The sequence below is a fragment of the Campylobacter ureolyticus genome (assembly GCF_027277485.1).
Lineage (GTDB): Bacteria > Campylobacterota > Campylobacteria > Campylobacterales > Campylobacteraceae > Campylobacter_B > Campylobacter_B ureolyticus_B.
This window is the reverse complement of sequence record NZ_JAPXGQ010000005.1, coordinates 1-17,832: the sequence shown is the minus strand read 5'-3', so window position 1 is coordinate 17,832 and position 17,832 is coordinate 1. Positions and strand designations below refer to the sequence as shown.

Annotated in this window: 16 protein-coding genes and 1 pseudogene; 12 read left to right on the top strand and 5 right to left on the bottom strand. The window is 26.8% G+C overall.

All coding sequences use genetic code 11. From position 1 onward, the window contains the following. From O6B72_RS03580 to O6B72_RS03565, 4 genes are read left to right on the top strand one after another with little or no spacing between them, the layout of a single operon-like run. Window positions 1-567 (top strand): 4Fe-4S dicluster domain-containing protein, encoded by a 567-nt coding sequence (locus O6B72_RS03580; protein WP_050335178.1) that lies wholly within the window; start codon window positions 1-3, stop codon window positions 565-567. Then, window positions 560-1,531, top strand: coding sequence for an NrfD/PsrC family molybdoenzyme membrane anchor subunit (nrfD, locus tag O6B72_RS03575; RefSeq protein ID WP_269492236.1), 972 nt, complete (start codon window positions 560-562; stop codon window positions 1,529-1,531). The genes O6B72_RS03580 and nrfD overlap by 8 nt, the downstream gene beginning before the upstream one ends. 21 nt (window positions 1,532-1,552) lie before the next feature. Then, window positions 1,553-2,215 carry a response regulator transcription factor gene (locus tag O6B72_RS03570; protein ID WP_018713658.1) on the top strand — a complete coding sequence of 221 codons (663 nt, stop codon included), beginning with the start codon at window positions 1,553-1,555 and terminating at the stop codon, window positions 2,213-2,215. Further along, a complete protein-coding gene (locus tag O6B72_RS03565) occupies window positions 2,199-3,326 on the top strand; it encodes a sensor histidine kinase (protein ID WP_269492235.1) in 1,128 nt (375 codons plus the stop codon). The genes O6B72_RS03570 and O6B72_RS03565 overlap by 17 nt, the downstream gene beginning before the upstream one ends. Here O6B72_RS03565 and O6B72_RS03560 read toward each other — a convergent pair. From O6B72_RS03560 to glmS, 4 genes are all read right to left on the bottom strand, one after another. After that, window positions 3,323-4,099: a cache domain-containing protein gene (locus O6B72_RS03560; protein ID WP_269492234.1), complete on the bottom strand. Its 777-nt coding sequence runs from the start codon at window positions 4,097-4,099 to the stop codon at window positions 3,323-3,325. The two genes, O6B72_RS03565 and O6B72_RS03560, sit on opposite strands and share 4 nt — an antisense overlap. A 281-nt stretch (window positions 4,100-4,380) precedes the next feature. After that, window positions 4,381-4,947 (bottom strand): YceI family protein, encoded by a 567-nt coding sequence (locus tag O6B72_RS03555; protein ID WP_269487336.1) that lies wholly within the window; start codon window positions 4,945-4,947, stop codon window positions 4,381-4,383. Between the two features lie 78 nt (window positions 4,948-5,025). Further along, window positions 5,026-5,400 (bottom strand): HIT family protein, encoded by a 375-nt coding sequence (locus tag O6B72_RS03550; protein ID WP_024962548.1) that lies wholly within the window; start codon window positions 5,398-5,400, stop codon window positions 5,026-5,028. A gap of 12 nt (window positions 5,401-5,412) precedes the next feature. After that, window positions 5,413-7,227: a glutamine--fructose-6-phosphate transaminase (isomerizing) gene (glmS, locus tag O6B72_RS03545; RefSeq protein WP_050335170.1), complete on the bottom strand. Its 1,815-nt coding sequence runs from the start codon at window positions 7,225-7,227 to the stop codon at window positions 5,413-5,415. A gap of 177 nt (window positions 7,228-7,404) precedes the next feature. On the opposite strand from glmS, the gene mqnE reads away from it, so the two are divergent. The 6 genes from mqnE (at window position 7,405) to O6B72_RS03515 (ending at window position 13,655) form a co-directional block, all read left to right on the top strand. Continuing rightward, a complete protein-coding gene (mqnE, locus tag O6B72_RS03540; protein ID WP_050335168.1) occupies window positions 7,405-8,481 on the top strand; it encodes an aminofutalosine synthase MqnE in 1,077 nt (358 codons plus the stop codon). Continuing rightward, window positions 8,481-9,761 (top strand): NCS2 family permease, encoded by a 1,281-nt coding sequence (locus O6B72_RS03535; protein WP_258298849.1) that lies wholly within the window; start codon window positions 8,481-8,483, stop codon window positions 9,759-9,761. The genes mqnE and O6B72_RS03535 overlap by 1 nt, the downstream gene beginning before the upstream one ends. 8 nt (window positions 9,762-9,769) lie before the next feature. After that, complete coding sequence (locus O6B72_RS03530; protein ID WP_018713667.1) at window positions 9,770-10,225, top strand: phosphoribosyltransferase; 456 nt, start codon at window positions 9,770-9,772, stop codon at window positions 10,223-10,225. 35 nt (window positions 10,226-10,260) lie between these two features. Next, window positions 10,261-11,406 (top strand): MFS transporter, encoded by a 1,146-nt coding sequence (locus O6B72_RS03525; RefSeq protein ID WP_269487338.1) that lies wholly within the window; start codon window positions 10,261-10,263, stop codon window positions 11,404-11,406. Continuing rightward, entirely contained in the window at window positions 11,403-12,614 is a 1,212-nt protein-coding gene (locus tag O6B72_RS03520) for a glycosyltransferase family 39 protein (protein WP_269492232.1), read from the top strand. Before O6B72_RS03525 ends, O6B72_RS03520 begins: the two co-directional genes overlap by 4 nt. A 495-nt stretch (window positions 12,615-13,109) precedes the next feature. Beyond that, window positions 13,110-13,655 carry a pilus assembly FimT family protein gene (locus O6B72_RS03515; RefSeq protein ID WP_269492231.1) on the top strand — a complete coding sequence of 182 codons (546 nt, stop codon included), beginning with the start codon at window positions 13,110-13,112 and terminating at the stop codon, window positions 13,653-13,655. 517 nt (window positions 13,656-14,172) lie between these two features. Here O6B72_RS03515 and rpoD read toward each other — a convergent pair. Then, a complete protein-coding gene (gene rpoD, locus O6B72_RS03510; RefSeq protein WP_269492230.1) occupies window positions 14,173-16,062 on the bottom strand; it encodes an RNA polymerase sigma factor RpoD in 1,890 nt (629 codons plus the stop codon). A 275-nt stretch (window positions 16,063-16,337) separates the two neighbouring features. Between rpoD and O6B72_RS03505 the strand changes: the two are divergent. Next, window positions 16,338-16,795: pseudogene (locus O6B72_RS03505) on the top strand (branched-chain amino acid transporter permease); the annotation flags it as partial. Window positions 16,796-16,827: 32 nt separating this feature from the next. Beyond that, window positions 16,828-17,730: a DUF3137 domain-containing protein gene (locus O6B72_RS03500; protein WP_269492299.1), complete on the top strand. Its 903-nt coding sequence runs from the start codon at window positions 16,828-16,830 to the stop codon at window positions 17,728-17,730. The last annotated feature ends 102 nt before the right edge of the window (window positions 17,731-17,832 follow it).

Sequence of the window (17,832 nt, the reverse complement as noted above, 5' to 3'; positions counted from 1 at the left end):
ATGAAAAAATATGCAATGATTCATGATGAAAATTTATGTATTGGATGTCAGGCATGTTCAATTGCTTGCAGAAATGAAAATGAAGTTCCAGATGGTGTTTATAGACTTCAAGTTCATGCAAAATTAAAAGGTGAGTTTCCATATTTAAAGATGGATTTTACAAGACATAGTTGTGTTATGTGTGATAATAGCCCTTGTGTTGATGTTTGTCCAACAGGAGCTAGTTTTAAATTAGATAATGGTATAACTATGGTAGATAAAAGAACCTGTATAGGTTGTAAATATTGTATTTTAGCCTGTCCTTATGATGCAAGGTTTATAGATCCTATCACAAAAGCAGTTGATAAGTGTACTTTTTGTTTTGAAACAAGAGTTAGTGGAGGTTTGGATCCAGCTTGTGTTAGTGTCTGTCCAACAGATGCATTAATATTTGGTGATATCAATGATCCACAAAGTCCAGTTAGAAAAATAGCTTCTAAAAATGCTATAAAAATACCTAAAGCTTATCATGGAACAAAACCAAATTTGGGCTTCATAGAGAATAAAAAAGGAGGTCGTTATGAATAATATGTGGGGAAGTATGACTCAATATAGTGAAATTCATTGGGGTTGGTACATTGCAATATATTTAGTCTTAGCAGGGCTTAGTGCAGGAGCTATAATTATATCACTTCTTGTTAAGTGGAACTGGCATAGTGATAATACAAACTCTATTTGGGATGCAATGGTAAAAGCTGGTGCATTAGTTGCTCCTATTGCCATAACTATTGGACTTTTGCTATTAATAGCTGAGCTTAGTAAGCCACTTAGTTTTTATTGGATTTTAATTAAATATAATTTAACCTCTGTTATGAGTATAGGTGTAATTTGCCTACTAATATTTACACCGCTTAGCTATTTATTTGCAGTAATTATTTTTGAAAATGAGATAGAAAAGTCTAAATTTTTAGTTTTTTTAAGACCAATTACAAAACTAATAAGAGTTTTTTCTAATTTAGCAAAATATGTAGAATATCTAATTTTTATTTTAGCACTTTGTGTTGGTCTTTATACTGGATTTTTACTTGGTGCTGCATATAAAATACCACTTTGGAATACTCCTGTTTTGCCTATTTTATTTTTATTATCAGGTTTTTCAAGTGGGATTGCAACAACAGTTTTAGTTGGTATTTTATTTTTTAAAGGAAATTTGAACAAAGATAGTATAAAATACCTTTTAAAAATCGATTTAAGAGCAGTTGTTTTTGAAATACCACTTTTAATCATCTTATTTTTAGGACTTTATTTTGAAGGTGGAAATAGTGCTGTTTCTGCGAAAGAAGCTTTAACTCACCAAACCTATGGAGTTTTGTTTTGGTTCGGGGTTGTGCTAATAGGACTTGTAACCCCAATTATTATAGCTTCGACTGCACTTAAAAATCACGCTTATAGACCAGTTTTTATTGTGCTTGATTCATTTGCCATAATAACAGGTGTTGTTTGTTTGAGGTATTTCTTTGTTTATGCGGGACAGGTTTGTTTGGGAATTTAAAATATTTTAAAAGGAACTTTTTTGAAGATACTTTTATTAGAGGATGATTATAGTTATAGAAAAACAATAGCTGAGTATTTAGAAAGTCTTGGCTATGAAGTTGATGAGGCAAGTAATGGTTTAGAAGCTTGTGATAAAATAAAAGATAACTTTTATCATCTTTTGATACTTGACATTAAAGTTCCTGAAATTTCAGGCCACGAAGTGATGAAATATGCAAAAAGCCTAAATTTAAATACTCCTATTATGATAATGACATCTTTAATAGATATTGATGATATGGAGATTGGCTATTCTTTGGGGTGTAATGAGTATCTTAAAAAGCCATTTGACATTGCTGAACTTAAGTTTAGAGTAAATGAACTTATGAGAAAATACTATTTAAAAAATGATAAAAATATCATAAAAATAGATGATGAGTTTTATTATAACTCATCATCAAAAAATATTAAATTTAAAGATCAAATTATAAATTTAAGCCAAAAAGAAAATGAAATTTTAGAATATTTGATTTTGAAAAAAGATAGCTTTGTGAGTATTGGCGAGATGATAGATGAAATTTTGCAAGATTATGAAAGCGTTGATATTAGAATGCATATTATGAAAATTCGCCAAAAAACTAGTAAAAGTTTTATACTTTCAAAAAGAGGGCTTGGATATAAAATAAATGTTAAAAACGATTAAAATACCATTAATCGCCACTTTTATAGTTGCTTTTATGTTTATTTTACAAGGTTTACAAATTATAAATTTGGCAAAAAAAGAGCTTGAAAAAGATAATTTATTTGATTTAATGGTAAAAAGTAACGAAGTAAAAGCTGATATAAACTCCATAAATTTTAGTTCAAATTTGATTTACAAATATGCAATTTTGGATAAAAATTTAAATATTGTATTTTCAAATTTAACTATTTTACCGCCAAATTTTGACTTTAATGAGCTGAATTTTAAACAAAATTTATTTTACAAAGATTTCTTTCTTTATGATGATGAACTTTATTTTTTAATAATTAGCAAAGAAATTAACTATAAAAGAATTATTTTTTTAGCTTTTTTTATGCTCACAATAACAATAATGGCTAGTACATTGGTTATGTATTTTGTCTATGTAAGTATAACAAAACCACATTTAGAGCAAAAAAAGATGATGAATACATTTTTCAATGATGCTATGCATGAGCTTAAAACTCCACTTGGTGTTGCAAGTATAAATTTAGAAATTTTAGAAACTAGAAATAAACAAACACATCGCATAAAAGCAGCTTTAAAACAGATGAAAATAACTTATGAAGATGTTGAGTTTTTTATAAAAAATGATCGTATAAAATTTCCAAAAAAAGTCTTAAATTTTTCTAAATTTTTAGAAAATAGAATTCGTTTTTCAAGTACAATCGCCCATAATAAAAAGATACAGATAATAAGTGAAATTTCATCAAGTTTAAAAGTATTTTTAAGTGAGATTGAAGCAACAAGATTGATTGATAATAACCTATCAAATGCTATCAAATACTCAAATGAGACTAGCAAAATAAATGTTTATTTAAAAAGTGATGATAGTTTTGCCATTTTTATAATTGAGGATTTTGGATGTGGAATAAAAGATGTTGATACTATTTGGCAAAGATATACAAGACAAAATCAATCACAGGGTGGATTCGGATTGGGGCTGAATATAGTTATGAAAATTTGCAATAAAAATGATATTTTATATGATGTTAAATCAATCCCTAAAAAAGGATCAATTTTTACTTATAAGATTCCACTCTATGAAGAAAAGCTTTTAGATAATATTTAAAAAATATCATTAATTTTTGATTTTGAATGTTTGTGCATTATGATATATCCAATATGATTATTTTTAAAATCATATAATTTTTTTGAGTAAAAATAATCATTTTTAAATTTAATGAAATTTCGATTTTTAAAGTCTATTTTGTCTAAAAAAGGTAAAATATTTAAATTTATATCATTTTTATCAATTATGTTAAAACCATGAATTTTTATATATGATTTTTTAAAACATTCTATTTTATAGTTATCCTTTATAAGGATTAAAAGATCATATTTTTGTCTTTTTGAGAGACTATAAAGATGCTTAAAGCCAAGCATAACCTCAATGCTTCCTAAAAAATTACTATCTGCGAAAACAGGAGAAACCCCTCTTACAAAAACTCCACATTTTCCTATTTTTATTCCTGATGTTGGTGTTTTATTTTGTTTAGTTTCATATATGGTGTGTCTAAAATATTTTAAATCATCTCCTTTTTTTTGATCATCCCAGCTTCTAATTATGCTTTTTAAGTCATCTGAGTGTAGGTGAATTAAAATATCCTTATATAAAGGAACATTTTGTAAAATTGATATATAAAATTTTAGATTTTTTTCACAGGTTTGTCTATTTTTATATTTTAAGCAACTTTTTATATCATCATTTTGAGAAAGAATTAGAGATAGTGCAAGGGCATTAAGCCTTTCTTCTTCTATGGTATTTAAAAGAAGTTCAGCATTAAAATCAAAAAATTTTTTTATTTTTTCATTACTTTGATCTATTTTATACTCAAAAAACATATATCCTAAAAGTAAAAAAGAGAATGAAAAAAATAAAATTATTAAATTTTTAAAAGCTTTAATTTTGTTTCCTTTTTTAAATTTTCTTTAAGCTAAATAAAATTATTTTATGGATTTTGTTAGCTTAAAGTTGTAATTATAGCAAATTTTATTTGCATTAATGCTGTAATTAAATTGTCTTAATCATAAATGTAGTATTAATTATATTAGTTTTTTACAGTTTTACATTATGTATAATTTTTCAAATCCAACTTGAGTTTAAGTTGGATTTTTAATTTTTATTATTTTGCGTCAGCTTCAATTTCAATATCGAGTTTTACTTCGTTTCCAATTGCAAGGCTTTTTTCGCCAACACCAAATTCAGTTCTATCTATTTTTCCACTTAGATTAAAGCCTATTTTTTCAACATCTCCTTTTGATATACCGCCAAATTCATATTCAAGCTCAATAGGTTTTGTAATACCTTTTATTGTTAAATCGCCTTTTACAATACCTTCATCTTTTTCATCATCATCAAATTTAAACTCAGTCATTACAAATTTCATTTCAGGAAATTTTTTAGCATCAAAAAAGTCAGTATCTCTTAAATGTTCATCTCTTCCTTCATTTCCTGTATCAATTGAAGCTATTTGAATTGTTGCTTCAAGCTTATTTAATTTCATAGTTTTTTCGTCAAAATCAACAACTCCTTTAAAATCAGCAAAATTTCCTTTTGTGTTGCTAATTTGCATATGTTTTATTTTAAACCCAACATCTGTGTGGGCTGTATCAACTATGTATTCCTTTGCATTTACAAGGCTAAGTGTTAAAAGCGAACAAGCCGCAAGTGAAAATAAATACTTTTTCATATCCATCCTTTTTAAAATAAAATTGCTATATTTTAATTAAATAGATTAAATAAATAATTAAATAGTAATTTTTTATTTTTAGACTGAGTAAATTTTTAAATTTTTAGCCAATTTTTCACAAAAACAATCAAAATCTTTGCAAAAATCAATTTTTAAACCCCTTTGTTTTTTGCCCCACATTGATTCTGGAAAAAAATCGTCATTTTCAAATCTTGCCATTACATGAAAATGTACTCTTGGAACATAATTTGCAAAAGAAGCAATATTTATTTTTTTAGGTTTATAAAACTCTATCATGGTTTTTTCACTTATTAAAACAGCCTCAAAAAGTCTGTTTATAGTATTTTTGTCACAAAAACTAAGTTCTTTTTTACCATCATTTGTAAAAATTTTAATCCAAGGAATTTGAGAAATTTCTCTTTCAATAAAAATAAAGTCATCTTTAAAAATCATATTTATCTCTTTTTATTCCACAGTTACGCTTTTAGCTAAATTTCTAGGCATATCAACATCGTTTCCAAGTCTTATAGCAACTTCAAGTGCAAAAATTTGAAGTATTACAAGCATTTCAAAAAATTCACTCATATAGTGATCTTGTTTGCTTGTTTTTATAAAATCATCACTTAAATCAAACTCTTTTGGACTAAGTGCAAATACAAATCCATCTCTTGCAACAATTTCTTCAACATTACTTCTTGTTTTCTCATAAAGCATATTTTCAGGCATTAAAGCAATTGTGTAGAGTTTTTCATCAACAAGAGCAATTGGACCATGTTTCATCTCTCCGCTTGCGTAACCTTCCGCATGAAGATAACTTATTTCCTTTAATTTTAAAGCCCCCTCAAGCGCAAGTGGATAAAAAACATCTCTTCCTATAAAGAAAAAGCCATGCCCATGAAGATAGTGTTTACTTAAACGGTGAAGTTTTTCTTGCAAATCAGATGGAACTTCTAAAATTTTTGGAATTTTAAGTAAAGTTTTAAGTTCTTTTTCGAACTCATTTTGACTTATTGTTTTATTTAAATTTGCTAGATATAAAACTACGAGCCAAAGTGTTATAACTTGTGTTGAAAAGGCCTTTGTAGAGGCAACTCCTTTTTCAATTCCAGCTCTTGTTAAAAGAGTATTATCAGCTAGTCGAACAATTGAACTATTATCAACATTGCAAATTGCAAGAGTTTTAAGACCAGCATCTTTAGCTATCTTTAAAGCCTCTAGTGTATCAGCTGTCTCACCACTTTGAGAAATAACTATAAAAAGTGAGTTTTTTCTTAAAACTGGATCTTTGTATCTAAACTCACTCGCAACCTCAACTTTTGTTCTTATTTGCGCAACTCTTTCAAATAAATAGCTTGCTGTTATGGCTGCATGATAACTTGTTCCACAAGCACACATTATAATCTCATCAATATTGTTAAAAAGCTCTTTATCAAGTTCTTCAAGATAAATTTGATTGTTTTTTATTCTTCCCATTAGTGTCTCGGTTGCAACTACGCTTTGTTCATAAATTTCTTTTTCCATAAAAAATCTAAAACCCTCTTTTTGAGCAAAACTTCTATCGCTAGGAAGAGTTTTTTTACTAGGATTTATTTCATTTTCATCTTTAAAAAATTTAATATCACTAAATTTAGCTACGCCATAAGTATTATCATCCAAGTATGCAACATCTTTTAAAAATCCTATTAATGGTGAATCTGATGAGCTAAAAAATATTTCACCATCATCATTTTTACCAACTATTAAAGGAACTGCATTTTTTGCAAAAAATATTTTTCCGTTTGCTTTTTTTGTTATTAAAAGTATCGCATAAGCCCCAATAAGTCTTGAAATAGTTTTTTTAAAAGCCTTAAATGGGTCACTTTCTTTTTGATTTATCTTTTCAAATAGTTTAACTATGACTTCTGTATCTGTTTGACTTAAAAATTTAATACCATCTTTTTCAAGTTCATCTTTTAATTCCTTATAGTTTTCTATGATACCATTATGGATTACAAAACTATATTCTCCAAAATGCGGGTGAGCATTTATTTCAGTTGGTTTACCATGAGTTGCCCATCTTGTATGGCCTATTGCTATACCTTGTCCTATTGAGCTAAAATTTTTAGTTTTTTCTTCTAAATTTTTTATTTTTCCAACAGCTTTAAAACAATCAATCTTTCCATTTTCATCCATAATAGCCATTCCTGAACTATCATACCCTCTATATTCAAGCTCTTTTAGTCCGTTTAATATTATATTTTTTTTCTCTTTTTGTCCAATATAGCCAACTATACCACACATAAATTTATCCTTTTGTATAATAAATATTTATTCTTTAACTAAGCATTATACAAATTTAAGTTTAACAAAGGCAAATTTAGTAAATTTAGCTTTAAAATTCATAAATTTATAAAAATAAAAGCTTTTTTAAGTGCAAAAGGCTTATAATGTGACTTTAATTTTATTTTTAGGATAAAAATGGAAATTTTAGAAAAATTAGAAAACGATATAAGGCTTGAATATGAAGATGGATTAAAGCTTTATGATTTTGATCTTTATACTTTAGGAAAATTTGCTAATAAAAAAAGAGAGCAAATAAATGGCAAAAAAGTTTATTTTAATTTAAATCGCCATATAAATCCCACAAATTTATGTGCTGATGTTTGTTTATTTTGTGCTTTTTCATCTCATAGAAAAAATGATAAAGCTTACACTATGAGTCATGAAGAGATTATGCAAATAGTTGATGAAACGGTAAAAAGAGGTACAAAAGAAATTCATATCGTCTCTGCTCACAATCCAAATGTTTCTTGGCAGTGGTACTTAGAAATTTTTAAAAAAATAAAAGAAAAATATCCTTTTTTACATATCAAGGCAATGACAGCTGCTGAGGTTGATTTTTTATCTAGAAAAAATGGTTTTAGCTATGAAGAAGTTTTAGAAAAAATGGTTAGCTACGGTGTTGATTCGATGCCTGGTGGAGGAGCTGAAATATTTGATGAAGAGGTTAGAAAAAAAATTTGCAATGGAAAGGTAAAAAGCAACGAGTGGCTTAAAATACATGAAATCTGGCATGAAATGGGGCATGAAAGTAATGCAACCATGCTTTTTGGGCATTTAGAAACTAGAGCAAATAGAATTGATCATATGTTAAGACTTAGGGATGTGCAAGATAAGGCTATTAAAAACAAAAAAGGTGGATTTAATGCATTTATTCCACTTGTTTATCAAAGGAATAATAATTATTTAAAAATAAAGGAGTTTTTAGGATCGGTTGAAATTTTAAAAACATTTGCTATTTCAAGATTAATGCTTGATAATATTAAACATATTAAATCTTACTGGGCTACAACAACTATAAATTTAGCACTTGTAGCGCAGGAGTTTGGATGTGATGATTTAGATGGCACTATAGAAAAAGAAAGCATTCAAAGTAGTGCTGGTGCAAGTAGTGATAAGGGCACTCAAGTTGGAGATTTTATAGAGCTTATTAAAACCTCTGGGCTTATTCCTGTTGAGAGGGATAGTTTATATAACGAAATAAAGGTTTATTAATGGATTTTTTCAAACTAAAAGAAAATCAAACTAGTGTTAAAACTGAGTTTAGTGCTGGATTTACAACTTTTTTAACTATGATGTATATAGTTCCTGTAAATGCAATAATTATGAGTAATGCTGGAATGCCTATGGAAGCGCTCATTACAGCAACAGCTTTAATAACAATTTTTGCAACCGTTTTAAATGGGATTATTGCAAATACGCCAATTGCAATGAGTGTTGGAATGGGGCTTAATGCTTATTTTACTTTTGGGCTTGTTTTAGGTATGAAAATTCCTTGGCAAACAGCTTTGGGAGTTGTTTTTATAAGTGGATTTATATTTTTAATTTTATCTTTTACTCAGTTTAGAGTTTGGATTTTAAAAAGCATTCCAAAAGATTTAAGACTTGCAATTAGTGCTGGAATAGGGGCTTTTATAAGTTTTGTTGGACTTAAGCAAATGGGTATAATAGTTCATAGTGATGCAACGCTTGTGACTTTAGGTGATTTCCACGACACAAATACTTTAATTGGTCTTTTAGGACTATTAATGGTAATTTGCTTTTGGGCATTAAGAGTAAAAGGAGCCTTTATAATAGCTGTTTTAACAACCTCAATAATTGCTTGGGTTTTTAAAATTTCACCTTATCCAACTAGCTTTTTTTCACTTCCAAGTTCTATTACTCCTATATTTTTAGAGCTTGATGTGAAAAGTGCTTTAAGCTTAGCTTTACTTCCAGCAATAATTACATTTTTTATAACTCAGCTTTTTGACTCACTTGGAACACTTTCAGGTGTTGGAAACAGAGCAAGACTTTTTGATGATAAGGATGGTATGAAAAAATTTGAAAAAACTTTGGTGGTTGATGCTCTTGGTTCAACTACAAGTTCATTTTTAGGAACAAGTACAACAACAGCTTTTGCTGAAAGTGCAAGTGGAGTGGAAGAAGGTGGAAGAACTGGTTTGACTGCGGTATTTACTGGAATGTTTTTTATTTTAACTTTATTCATGTTGCCACTTTTTAAAGCAATTCCACCAAATGCTATTTATCCAGTATTGGTTATGGTTGGGGTTTTAATGTTTAGTGAATTATCAAAAATAGATTTTAGCGACCAAGCTACAGCGGTTGCGACGTTTTTTATAGTCATATTAATGCCTTTAACTTATTCTATAACAACAGGTTTGGCATTTGGATTTGTGGCTTACTTTTTTGTAAAGTTGGTAAAGAGAGAGCCTATAAATATTGGAATTTTAACTCTTGCTTTTATTAGCTTGTTGTCATTTATTATAAAATAGGAAAAAATATGGTTTATTATAGTTATGAAGAATTTGATAAAGATATAAGAGATTTAGCAAAAAAAATTGATCAAAATTTTAAGCCAGATGCTTTTGTTGCAATTGCAAGAGGGGGGTTAACAGCTGGACATTTTTTAGCAACAATTTTCAAAAGCAGAAATTTATTTGCACTAAATTCAGTTCATTATGATAACACAAAAAAGCTTGATGAGGTTGAAATTTTTAACGTGCCTGATTTAAGTAGTTATAAAAGAGTAGTTTTAGTTGATGATATGATAGATAGCGGTGAAAGTATGGTTGAAATTCATAAGGTTTTAAGCAAAAAATACCCAAAGATTGAGTTTAAAATAGCTACTTTATTTTTTAAGGAAAGAGCTTTGATAAAGCCTGATTTCACAGTAAAAGAAGCTAATGAATGGATAGAGTTTTTTTGGGAAAATGACACCTTTGAATCAAAAATTTGAATTTTAAAATTTGGAGTTAAATTTAAGGATTTTAAGTGAGTAAATTTGAGCTTTTTGTGATGTATTTGTGTGCTATATTAACACTTTGTGTCATGTATGCCACCCAACCATTGCAGCCATTATTTGAAGAGATTTTAAATATCTCTAAATTTCAAGCCTCTCTTTTTACTACTTCTATTTTAACTCCTCTTGCTTTTGCAAGTATTTTTTACGGATATATTTTAGAGAAATTCGCTATTAAAAAGATACTTATTTTTGCTTTTTTAATATTTGGTATTTTAGAAATTGCTTTTGCAATTTCATCAAGTTATTTAGCTCTTTTGATGATTAGAGGACTCCAAGGACTTATAGCTCCAGCTGCTTTGACTGGGATAATGAGTTATATTTCCATAAACTCGCCAAAAAGTTCTGTTGGTAAAAATATAGGTATTTATATAGGAATAACTATTTTAGGTGGATTTTTGGGTAGATTTTTATCTGGATTATTTAACGATATTTTTGGAAATTGGAGAGTTTTTTTTATTGTAATTGGAATATTGCTTTTAATTGCATCGTTTTTAGTTACAAAAATTAGCAGTGATAAAGGCTCAAACTTAATTAAACCAAAAATAAGTGATATAAAAAATATGTTTTTAATAAAAGAAAATGCATTTATTTGTTTATATATATTTTTTATATTTTTCTCTTTTCAAGGTGTACTTAATTTTTTACCATTTGAGCTTGTTAAAATGGATGGAAGTTATAGCGGTTCAAAAACAGGAATTATGTATATAGGTTGGCTTATAGGACTTATAATATCATTTAATATTTCTAAAATTAATAAAATTTTAAATGGTAGTAAAAATAGTATGATTTGTGGTGTAGTGATATTTATCGTAGGAACATTTTTGCTTCATACACATAATTTTTATATTATGTTTTTTGCTATGCTTGTTATATGTTTTGGTAACTTTTTATCGCACACTTGCGGCTCTGGGTATATAAATTTAATAAATCTAAATCATAAAGGAATTGCAAATGGACTTTATGTAAGTTTTTATTACCTTGGCGGATCTATTGGTAGCTTTTTACCAGGGTTTATCTACACAAATTCTGGCTGGGGCGGATTTTTATTTTTTATGAGTTTTATGCTTTTTATATCTTTGATTTTTTCAATATTACTTAAAAAGAGTTTAAATTGAGAAATTTTAATCAAATTTATAAGAGTGAAAATTTTTTATTTGCCTTTATTTTTATAATAAATGCTATTTTATTGCTATATGCGATTTCTAATTTAAGTATAAGTTACTATGAGGCAAAGATTTTTTATAATGATACAAACATAGTAAGTTTAATTATAAATTTATCTTGTAAAATTTTTGGACAAAATGACTATGCTATGAGGTTACCTTTTTTAGTGATTAGTTTAGCAAATTCTATCTTGCTTTATAAGTTATCAAAAAAGTTTTTAAAAAGAAAGATTGATAGGCTGTTTTGTGTAGTTTCATATATGTTTTTGCCAGGAGTTATGGCGAGTGCAATTTTAGTAAATATGGCAGGCATTTCTATATTTTTTACACTTTTATTTTTGTATTTATTTGAGCTTAAAAAAATAAATGAAGCTATTTTTATTTTAATTATTTCAGTCTTTATAGATAAATATTTCAATATATTGTATTTAGGGGTATTTTTTTATGGACTTTATAACAATGAGAAAAAACTTTTTATACCTTCTTTTTTACTTTTTATTTTAACTTTTGTTTTTTATGATTTTAATATAAGCGGAAAGCCTAAAAGCTATTTTTTAGATACAATTGGTGTCTACGCAGCCGTGTTTTCACCACTATTATTTTTATTTTTTATTTACTGTGTTTATAGGATTTGGGTAAAAGAGGAAAAAAATATCCTTTGGTTTATAGTTATAACCTCTTTTTGTACAAGTCTTATACTATCCCTTAGGCAAAAGGTTGAACTAGAGGAGTTTTTACCATACTGCGTTATAGGAGTGCCATTAATTATTAGAGTTTTTTTTAATTCTTATAGAGTTAGGATTCCAAAATTTAGAAAAAAATATAATATTTTGGCTTTATTTTTAGGTTTTAGCTTGGCTTTTTCATCTTTATTTCTTGTTTTTAATCAATTTCAGTATTTTTTATTTTTTAAAAATAATCCACAAAAACATTTTATTTATAAATATGATATAGCAAAAGAGCTTGCAAAAGAATTAAAAAAATTAGATTTAACCAAAATTGTAGTTTTTGATGATGAGCTTGCTTTAAGGCTTAAATTCTATGGCATAGAAAGAGGTTCAAGTTATCTTATTTTATCTAATGAGGCAATCTCAAATCCAAAGTATACTGTAAAAATAAAGAATATGGGAGTCTTAAAAGCAGAGTTTTATATTTTTTGATAATATATAAGATTACATAGAAGTTTATTTTATGTATGTTCTGCAAAAACTTTTTCTATTATTTAGCCTATCATTATAATAGTGTTTGTTTGAAGCTTATCTGTTAAAGTTATACCAAAAATATACAGAGACACCTTGATGCTTGAAGCAGTAAATTAAATAGTTTTATACATAAGATCATGCAGTATCTTGTGCAATCATGAGTAATAAAGATAACTTATAAAGTTTAAAAATTAAGTTAGTTTTATTTAATAAAATAGGAAGATTAATGAAAAAAGTCGTTACTACTGATAATTATAATAAATGACCTATGAAGAATTTGTGTTAACACATTAAACGATGATTCTACTATAAGTTTTAAGTACTAGTAGAGAGTTATTATTACAATATGTGTATAAACTGGATATGCAACATGTATGACAGAATAGATTTTTTATTTAAGTTTTTATAAAAATATGATATAATTTTAAATATTTATATAAAAGGTAGATTTTTATGAAATGTTATAAAAAAGCTTTTACAATGATTGAACTTATTATGATAATAGTTGTTGTTGGTATTTTGGCAGTTGCTGTGATACCTAGAGTGGATAGAGATACTTTAGTTGAGGCAACTAATCAAGTAGCTTCACATGTAAGATATACACAGCATCTTGCGATGCTAGATAATAAATATGATCCTAGAGATTCTAATTGGTATAGAAATAGATGGAAAATAACTTTCAATAATAATAGCTACTCAATAACTTCAGGAAGTACAAATGCTAAAAATCCACAAGCACCAGGTAAAGACTTAAATCCAACAGAATCACCTGAGCTAAATCTAGGTGCAAAGTATGGCATAACAAATATAATTTCTACATGTGGAAACAACATAATATTTGATGAGATAGGAAGACCTTATTCTGATTTTTCAGGCGAGGTTGGAGTAAATGGACTTTTACAAAATGATTGCAATATAACAATAAGTGACGGTGGAAATAAAAATGGCATTATCACCATATATAAAGAAACAGGTTATGTAGCCCATATAATACAGTAAAAAATAAAATGGAATTTTAAGTTCCATTTTATTTAATATTTTTGTGATGTTCTAAATTTAAAGTTTTTCAAAATAATTTTTTATTCTTGTGGTTGCTTAAAATTATAATTATTTTAATTTTATCTTGCAAAATAACTTTTTAAATATAGAGTTATTTTATTAATTTTATTCAAAAAAAATTATTAATAAAATCTATGATTTTTAAAGCTATTTATAAATTATATTAATTGATTATTGTTCGTTAAAATTTTTAATATTTTTTCATATATTGGATAGAGTAGTGCATTTATTTTGCTTGTTAATAATACTGCTAAATTTGGGTCTTTTTTAAAAAAATTTCGGTGCATTAAAATTTTTTATTTATATTAAAATGTTAATTAAAAAGTAAAAATAAATTATCTTGACATTTTTTATAGAAAATTTAAATATTTTTATAAAAAAATCATCATTAGTAAAATATGGCTCTTTAAAATGTTTGTTTTTATTTTAAAAGAGCCATTTATATTTTTAGATATATTTAATTTTTCAAAAAGTTCATTTCTATATAATTCTTAAGATCTCTTCCAATTTTTGGATGTTTTAGTTTTTTTATCGCCGAACTTTCTATTTGGCGAACTCTTTCTCTTGTTATATTAAGCGCTTTTCCAATTTCTTCTAATGTTCTATCGCTTTCATCATCTAATAACCCAAAACGCATTCTAATAACAGTTCTTTCTCTTTCATTTAGTTGCTCTAAAACTGCATCGATTTGTTCTTTTAAATCATCATTAAGCACATTATCTATAGGTGAAGGCGAGTTTTTATCTTCTACAAAATCACCAAATTTTCCATCATCTTCATTTCCAATTGGTGCTTCAAGGCTTATTGGTTCTTTAGTTATTTTAATAACTTGCTTTACTTTATCTACGCTCATGCCAATTTCTTCAGCAATTACATTAATGTCTGCTTCTTTTCCTTCTTCTTGGATATATTTTCTATTTATCTTATTTATTCTATTGATTGTTTCTATCATATGTATAGGAATTCTTATAGTTCTTGCTTGATCAGCAATTGCTCTTGAGATAGCTTGTCTTATCCACCAAGTTGCATATGTAGAAAATTTATAACCTTTTTTATACTCAAATTTATCAACTGCTTTCATCAATCCAATATTTCCCTCTTGTATGAGATCTAAAAATGGAAGTCCACGATTGGTGTATCGCTTAGCTATACTTACAACAAGTCTTAAATTTGATCTTGCCATTTTACCTTTTGCTCGATCTGAAATATTTTTACCTCTTTTAATTTGTTCCAAAATAACTTCTAGTCTTTTTGGGTCCATATCAAAACTATCTTTACTAGCCTCTTTTGTTTGAAAAAGCTTTTTGATATCGACATATGTAGAAACCATAGTTGCTTCAGGAACTCTTTCAGTTATTTCATCTTTACTTAATTTTGTGATATCTTTTAAAATTTTAGCATGATTTTCTTTAAGTTCTTTACTAAAAAGAGGGAGTCTATATTCGAGTCTTTTGAGTTCTTTTTCGAAATGATCGTCACTTTTTAAAGCAGTTTCCATCTGTTTAACTATCTCATTGATAAGCTTGCTTGTAGGGCCTAGATCCATAAGTTTTTCTTTTAAAATTTTCTTTTTAAAAGTGAGGCTAAGTTTTGCGTAAAGCATATCTTCACCTTCTTTTATAATATCCTCGTTTTTTTCTGCATATTTAAGCCAGTCTTTTTTGGCTTTTTCTAGTGCTTTAAAGCTTTCTGTAACTCTTATAGCTCTTTTATCGTTTCTTTTTTCTCTATTTGAGTTTTTATCTTCTTCACTTTCTTCAAAATCCTCATCTTCTATATCATCTTCTTCGTTATTATCTTCATCAAAATTCTTAAATAGTTCTTTTACTCTTCTTTCGCGATTTATCAAAGGAATTTTATAGTCAAGTATAAAATCTATTAAATATGGAACCGAGCAAAAGGCATCTATTATAATATCTTCACCAAGTTCTATTTGCTTGCTTATTTCAATCTCTTCCTCTTTTGTTAGAAGTGAAATTTGCCCCATTTCTCTTAAATACATTCTTACTGGATTTTCACTTCTCCCCCATTCTAAAAGTTCTGTTTCATTTGTTATATCAAATTCTTCATCTAAATTTTCTTCTATATATTTTTTAGCTTTTAGTGCCTTTTTTTTGGCATCTTCGATATTTTTTATTTCCGCAACTTCAGCTGAGGTTTTTAAAGTAACTTTATATTTTTTAGCTAAAGACTCTATTTTTTTAGTATTTGCTTGTGTTGGGCTTTTATCAAAAAGTTTAATAAGTTTTTCATATGTTACATATCCTTTTTCATTTTCTTTAAAAAGTTCTTCTACTTCTTCTAAAGATTGTTTTGCAGTAAGTGTTTTTTTTGCGTTTGATGCCATGTGAGAAACTCCTTCGTAGTTTGTAGCAATAAAGGAATTAATTATACCGAAATTTTATTAAAAATAACTTAAATAAAATATATTTTTAAGGAAAATTATGCTAAAATTACAAATTTATAAAATTTTGGTGAAAAAAATGAAAAACAAAGATATTTTTAAGCTTACTCTACCTGTTGTGTTTGGATATATTCCCTCAATATTGCATATGCGATTTTGGGTGTTAGCTGCGATATTGATGCTAGAGTGTTAGTGCTTTTTAGTTTTTTGTTTATGCTGGGAGCGGGCAGTTTTTATTAGTAGCTTTTCTTAGTGCTGGGACAAATTTATCTGAAGTTTTTATAGCAACATTTCTTTTAAATTTACGTCACTCTTATACAATTTCATTAATGAGTGATATTGTAAATTTAAAAATAGATGCAAATAGTTCATTTTGGTTACTTTTATGTGTTATGCTTGTAGCAGGGGTTGCTACATTTTTAACTAGAGCTTTGCCATATTTTTTCTTAAAAAATAAATCACAAAATAAAACTTTAATTTATTTAAAAAAAAATAGTGCTTTATTTGTAATGGTAATTTTGGTTTTTTATGCTTTAAAAAAACTCATTCAAACTCATACTACGCAGTTGAAATTTTATCAGTTTTAGTGTGTTTAATTATGCAAATTATATTTAAAAATGCACTTTTAAGCATTGCAATTAGCACAATTTTTTATATGATTTTAGGTAGAGTTTAGTTTATAAATTTAAAGGAAATTCAGTGGAAAAAATGCTAAAAGAAATTAAAAACTCACATAAATTTTATCTTAAAAGAATAAAAATAGCTACAAATTTATTAATTCTATCAGGTACATTATGGGGGATTTCATATTTTTTTATAGATAAAAATATTTGGTATATTTTATTTATTCTACTTTGCTTTGTAGGCTGCATTTTTTTAATGATTGAAAATTTTTATAAAAGTAAATTTATTGGCATTTATAAAGATAAATTTATAAAATTTGCACTTAATGAAATTGGACTAAACTACGAGCCAAAAGGTGGGTTTAAAAAAGATGATTTTGACAAAATTGACATTTATAAAAGCTCAAAAATGACAAATGAGGATGAAATTTCTGGCATTTACAAAGGGTTAAATTTTAAAATTTCAGATTTAAAGCCAAAAAGCAAAAACTTATATAGATTTTACACTTCTAATAGCATAATTGGTGATATTATAAATGCATATTCTTTAGTAGCAAATTACTTTAATTTTAGTGGTATTGTTTTATCATGTGAGGTAAATCTTGATTTAAAAGAGCCAGTTTTCGTGCTTGATAATTCGTTTAATACAAAGTCTAAAATTAGCCGTATTAAATTTGATGATATTGCATTTGATGATGCGTTTAAAGTTTATTCTAAAAATGAGTTAAAAACAAGGGGGTTTTTAAGCCCAAATTTAATAAATTCTTTATTGAAAACTAGAAATAAGTTAAATTATAGTGTAAAGGTTAGTTATGTTTTTAGTGGTGAAAATTTATTTATTTTTCTAAAAGACAAACAAGAGATTTTTAGTGATTTAGAATTTGAACATGCATATGAAATTTCAAATTTAGAAATTTCTAAAAATGGTTTTAAAAAATATCAAGATGAAGTTTTAGAGCTTTTAAGATTTTATGATAAATGTCAATAGTTTTTTATAAATTTAACTATTTTTTATTCTATTTAACCACCCATTTAAAAAATGACTATATTGATTTGGATTGATTTTAGCTAAACTTTTATAAAAATTTGC

Coding starts and splice junctions, on each gene's coding strand:
- O6B72_RS03580 (WP_050335178.1), top strand. CDS start 1: ATGAAAAAATATGCAATGATTCATGATGAAAATTTATGTATTGGATGT.
- nrfD (WP_269492236.1), top strand. CDS start 560: ATGAATAATATGTGGGGAAGTATGACTCAATATAGTGAAATTCATTGG.
- O6B72_RS03565 (WP_269492235.1), top strand. CDS start 2,199: ATGTTAAAAACGATTAAAATACCATTAATCGCCACTTTTATAGTTGCT.
- O6B72_RS03560 (WP_269492234.1), bottom strand. CDS start 4,099: ATGTTTTTTGAGTATAAAATAGATCAAAGTAATGAAAAAATAAAAAAA.
- O6B72_RS03555 (WP_269487336.1), bottom strand. CDS start 4,947: ATGAAAAAGTATTTATTTTCACTTGCGGCTTGTTCGCTTTTAACACTT.
- O6B72_RS03550 (WP_024962548.1), bottom strand. CDS start 5,400: ATGATTTTTAAAGATGACTTTATTTTTATTGAAAGAGAAATTTCTCAA.
- glmS (WP_050335170.1), bottom strand. CDS start 7,227: ATGTGTGGTATAGTTGGCTATATTGGACAAAAAGAGAAAAAAAATATA.
- mqnE (WP_050335168.1), top strand. CDS start 7,405: ATGGAAATTTTAGAAAAATTAGAAAACGATATAAGGCTTGAATATGAA.
- O6B72_RS03535 (WP_258298849.1), top strand. CDS start 8,481: ATGGATTTTTTCAAACTAAAAGAAAATCAAACTAGTGTTAAAACTGAG.
- O6B72_RS03530 (WP_018713667.1), top strand. CDS start 9,770: ATGGTTTATTATAGTTATGAAGAATTTGATAAAGATATAAGAGATTTA.
- O6B72_RS03515 (WP_269492231.1), top strand. CDS start 13,110: ATGAAATGTTATAAAAAAGCTTTTACAATGATTGAACTTATTATGATA.
- rpoD (WP_269492230.1), bottom strand. CDS start 16,062: ATGGCATCAAACGCAAAAAAAACACTTACTGCAAAACAATCTTTAGAA.
- O6B72_RS03500 (WP_269492299.1), top strand. CDS start 16,828: ATGCTAAAAGAAATTAAAAACTCACATAAATTTTATCTTAAAAGAATA.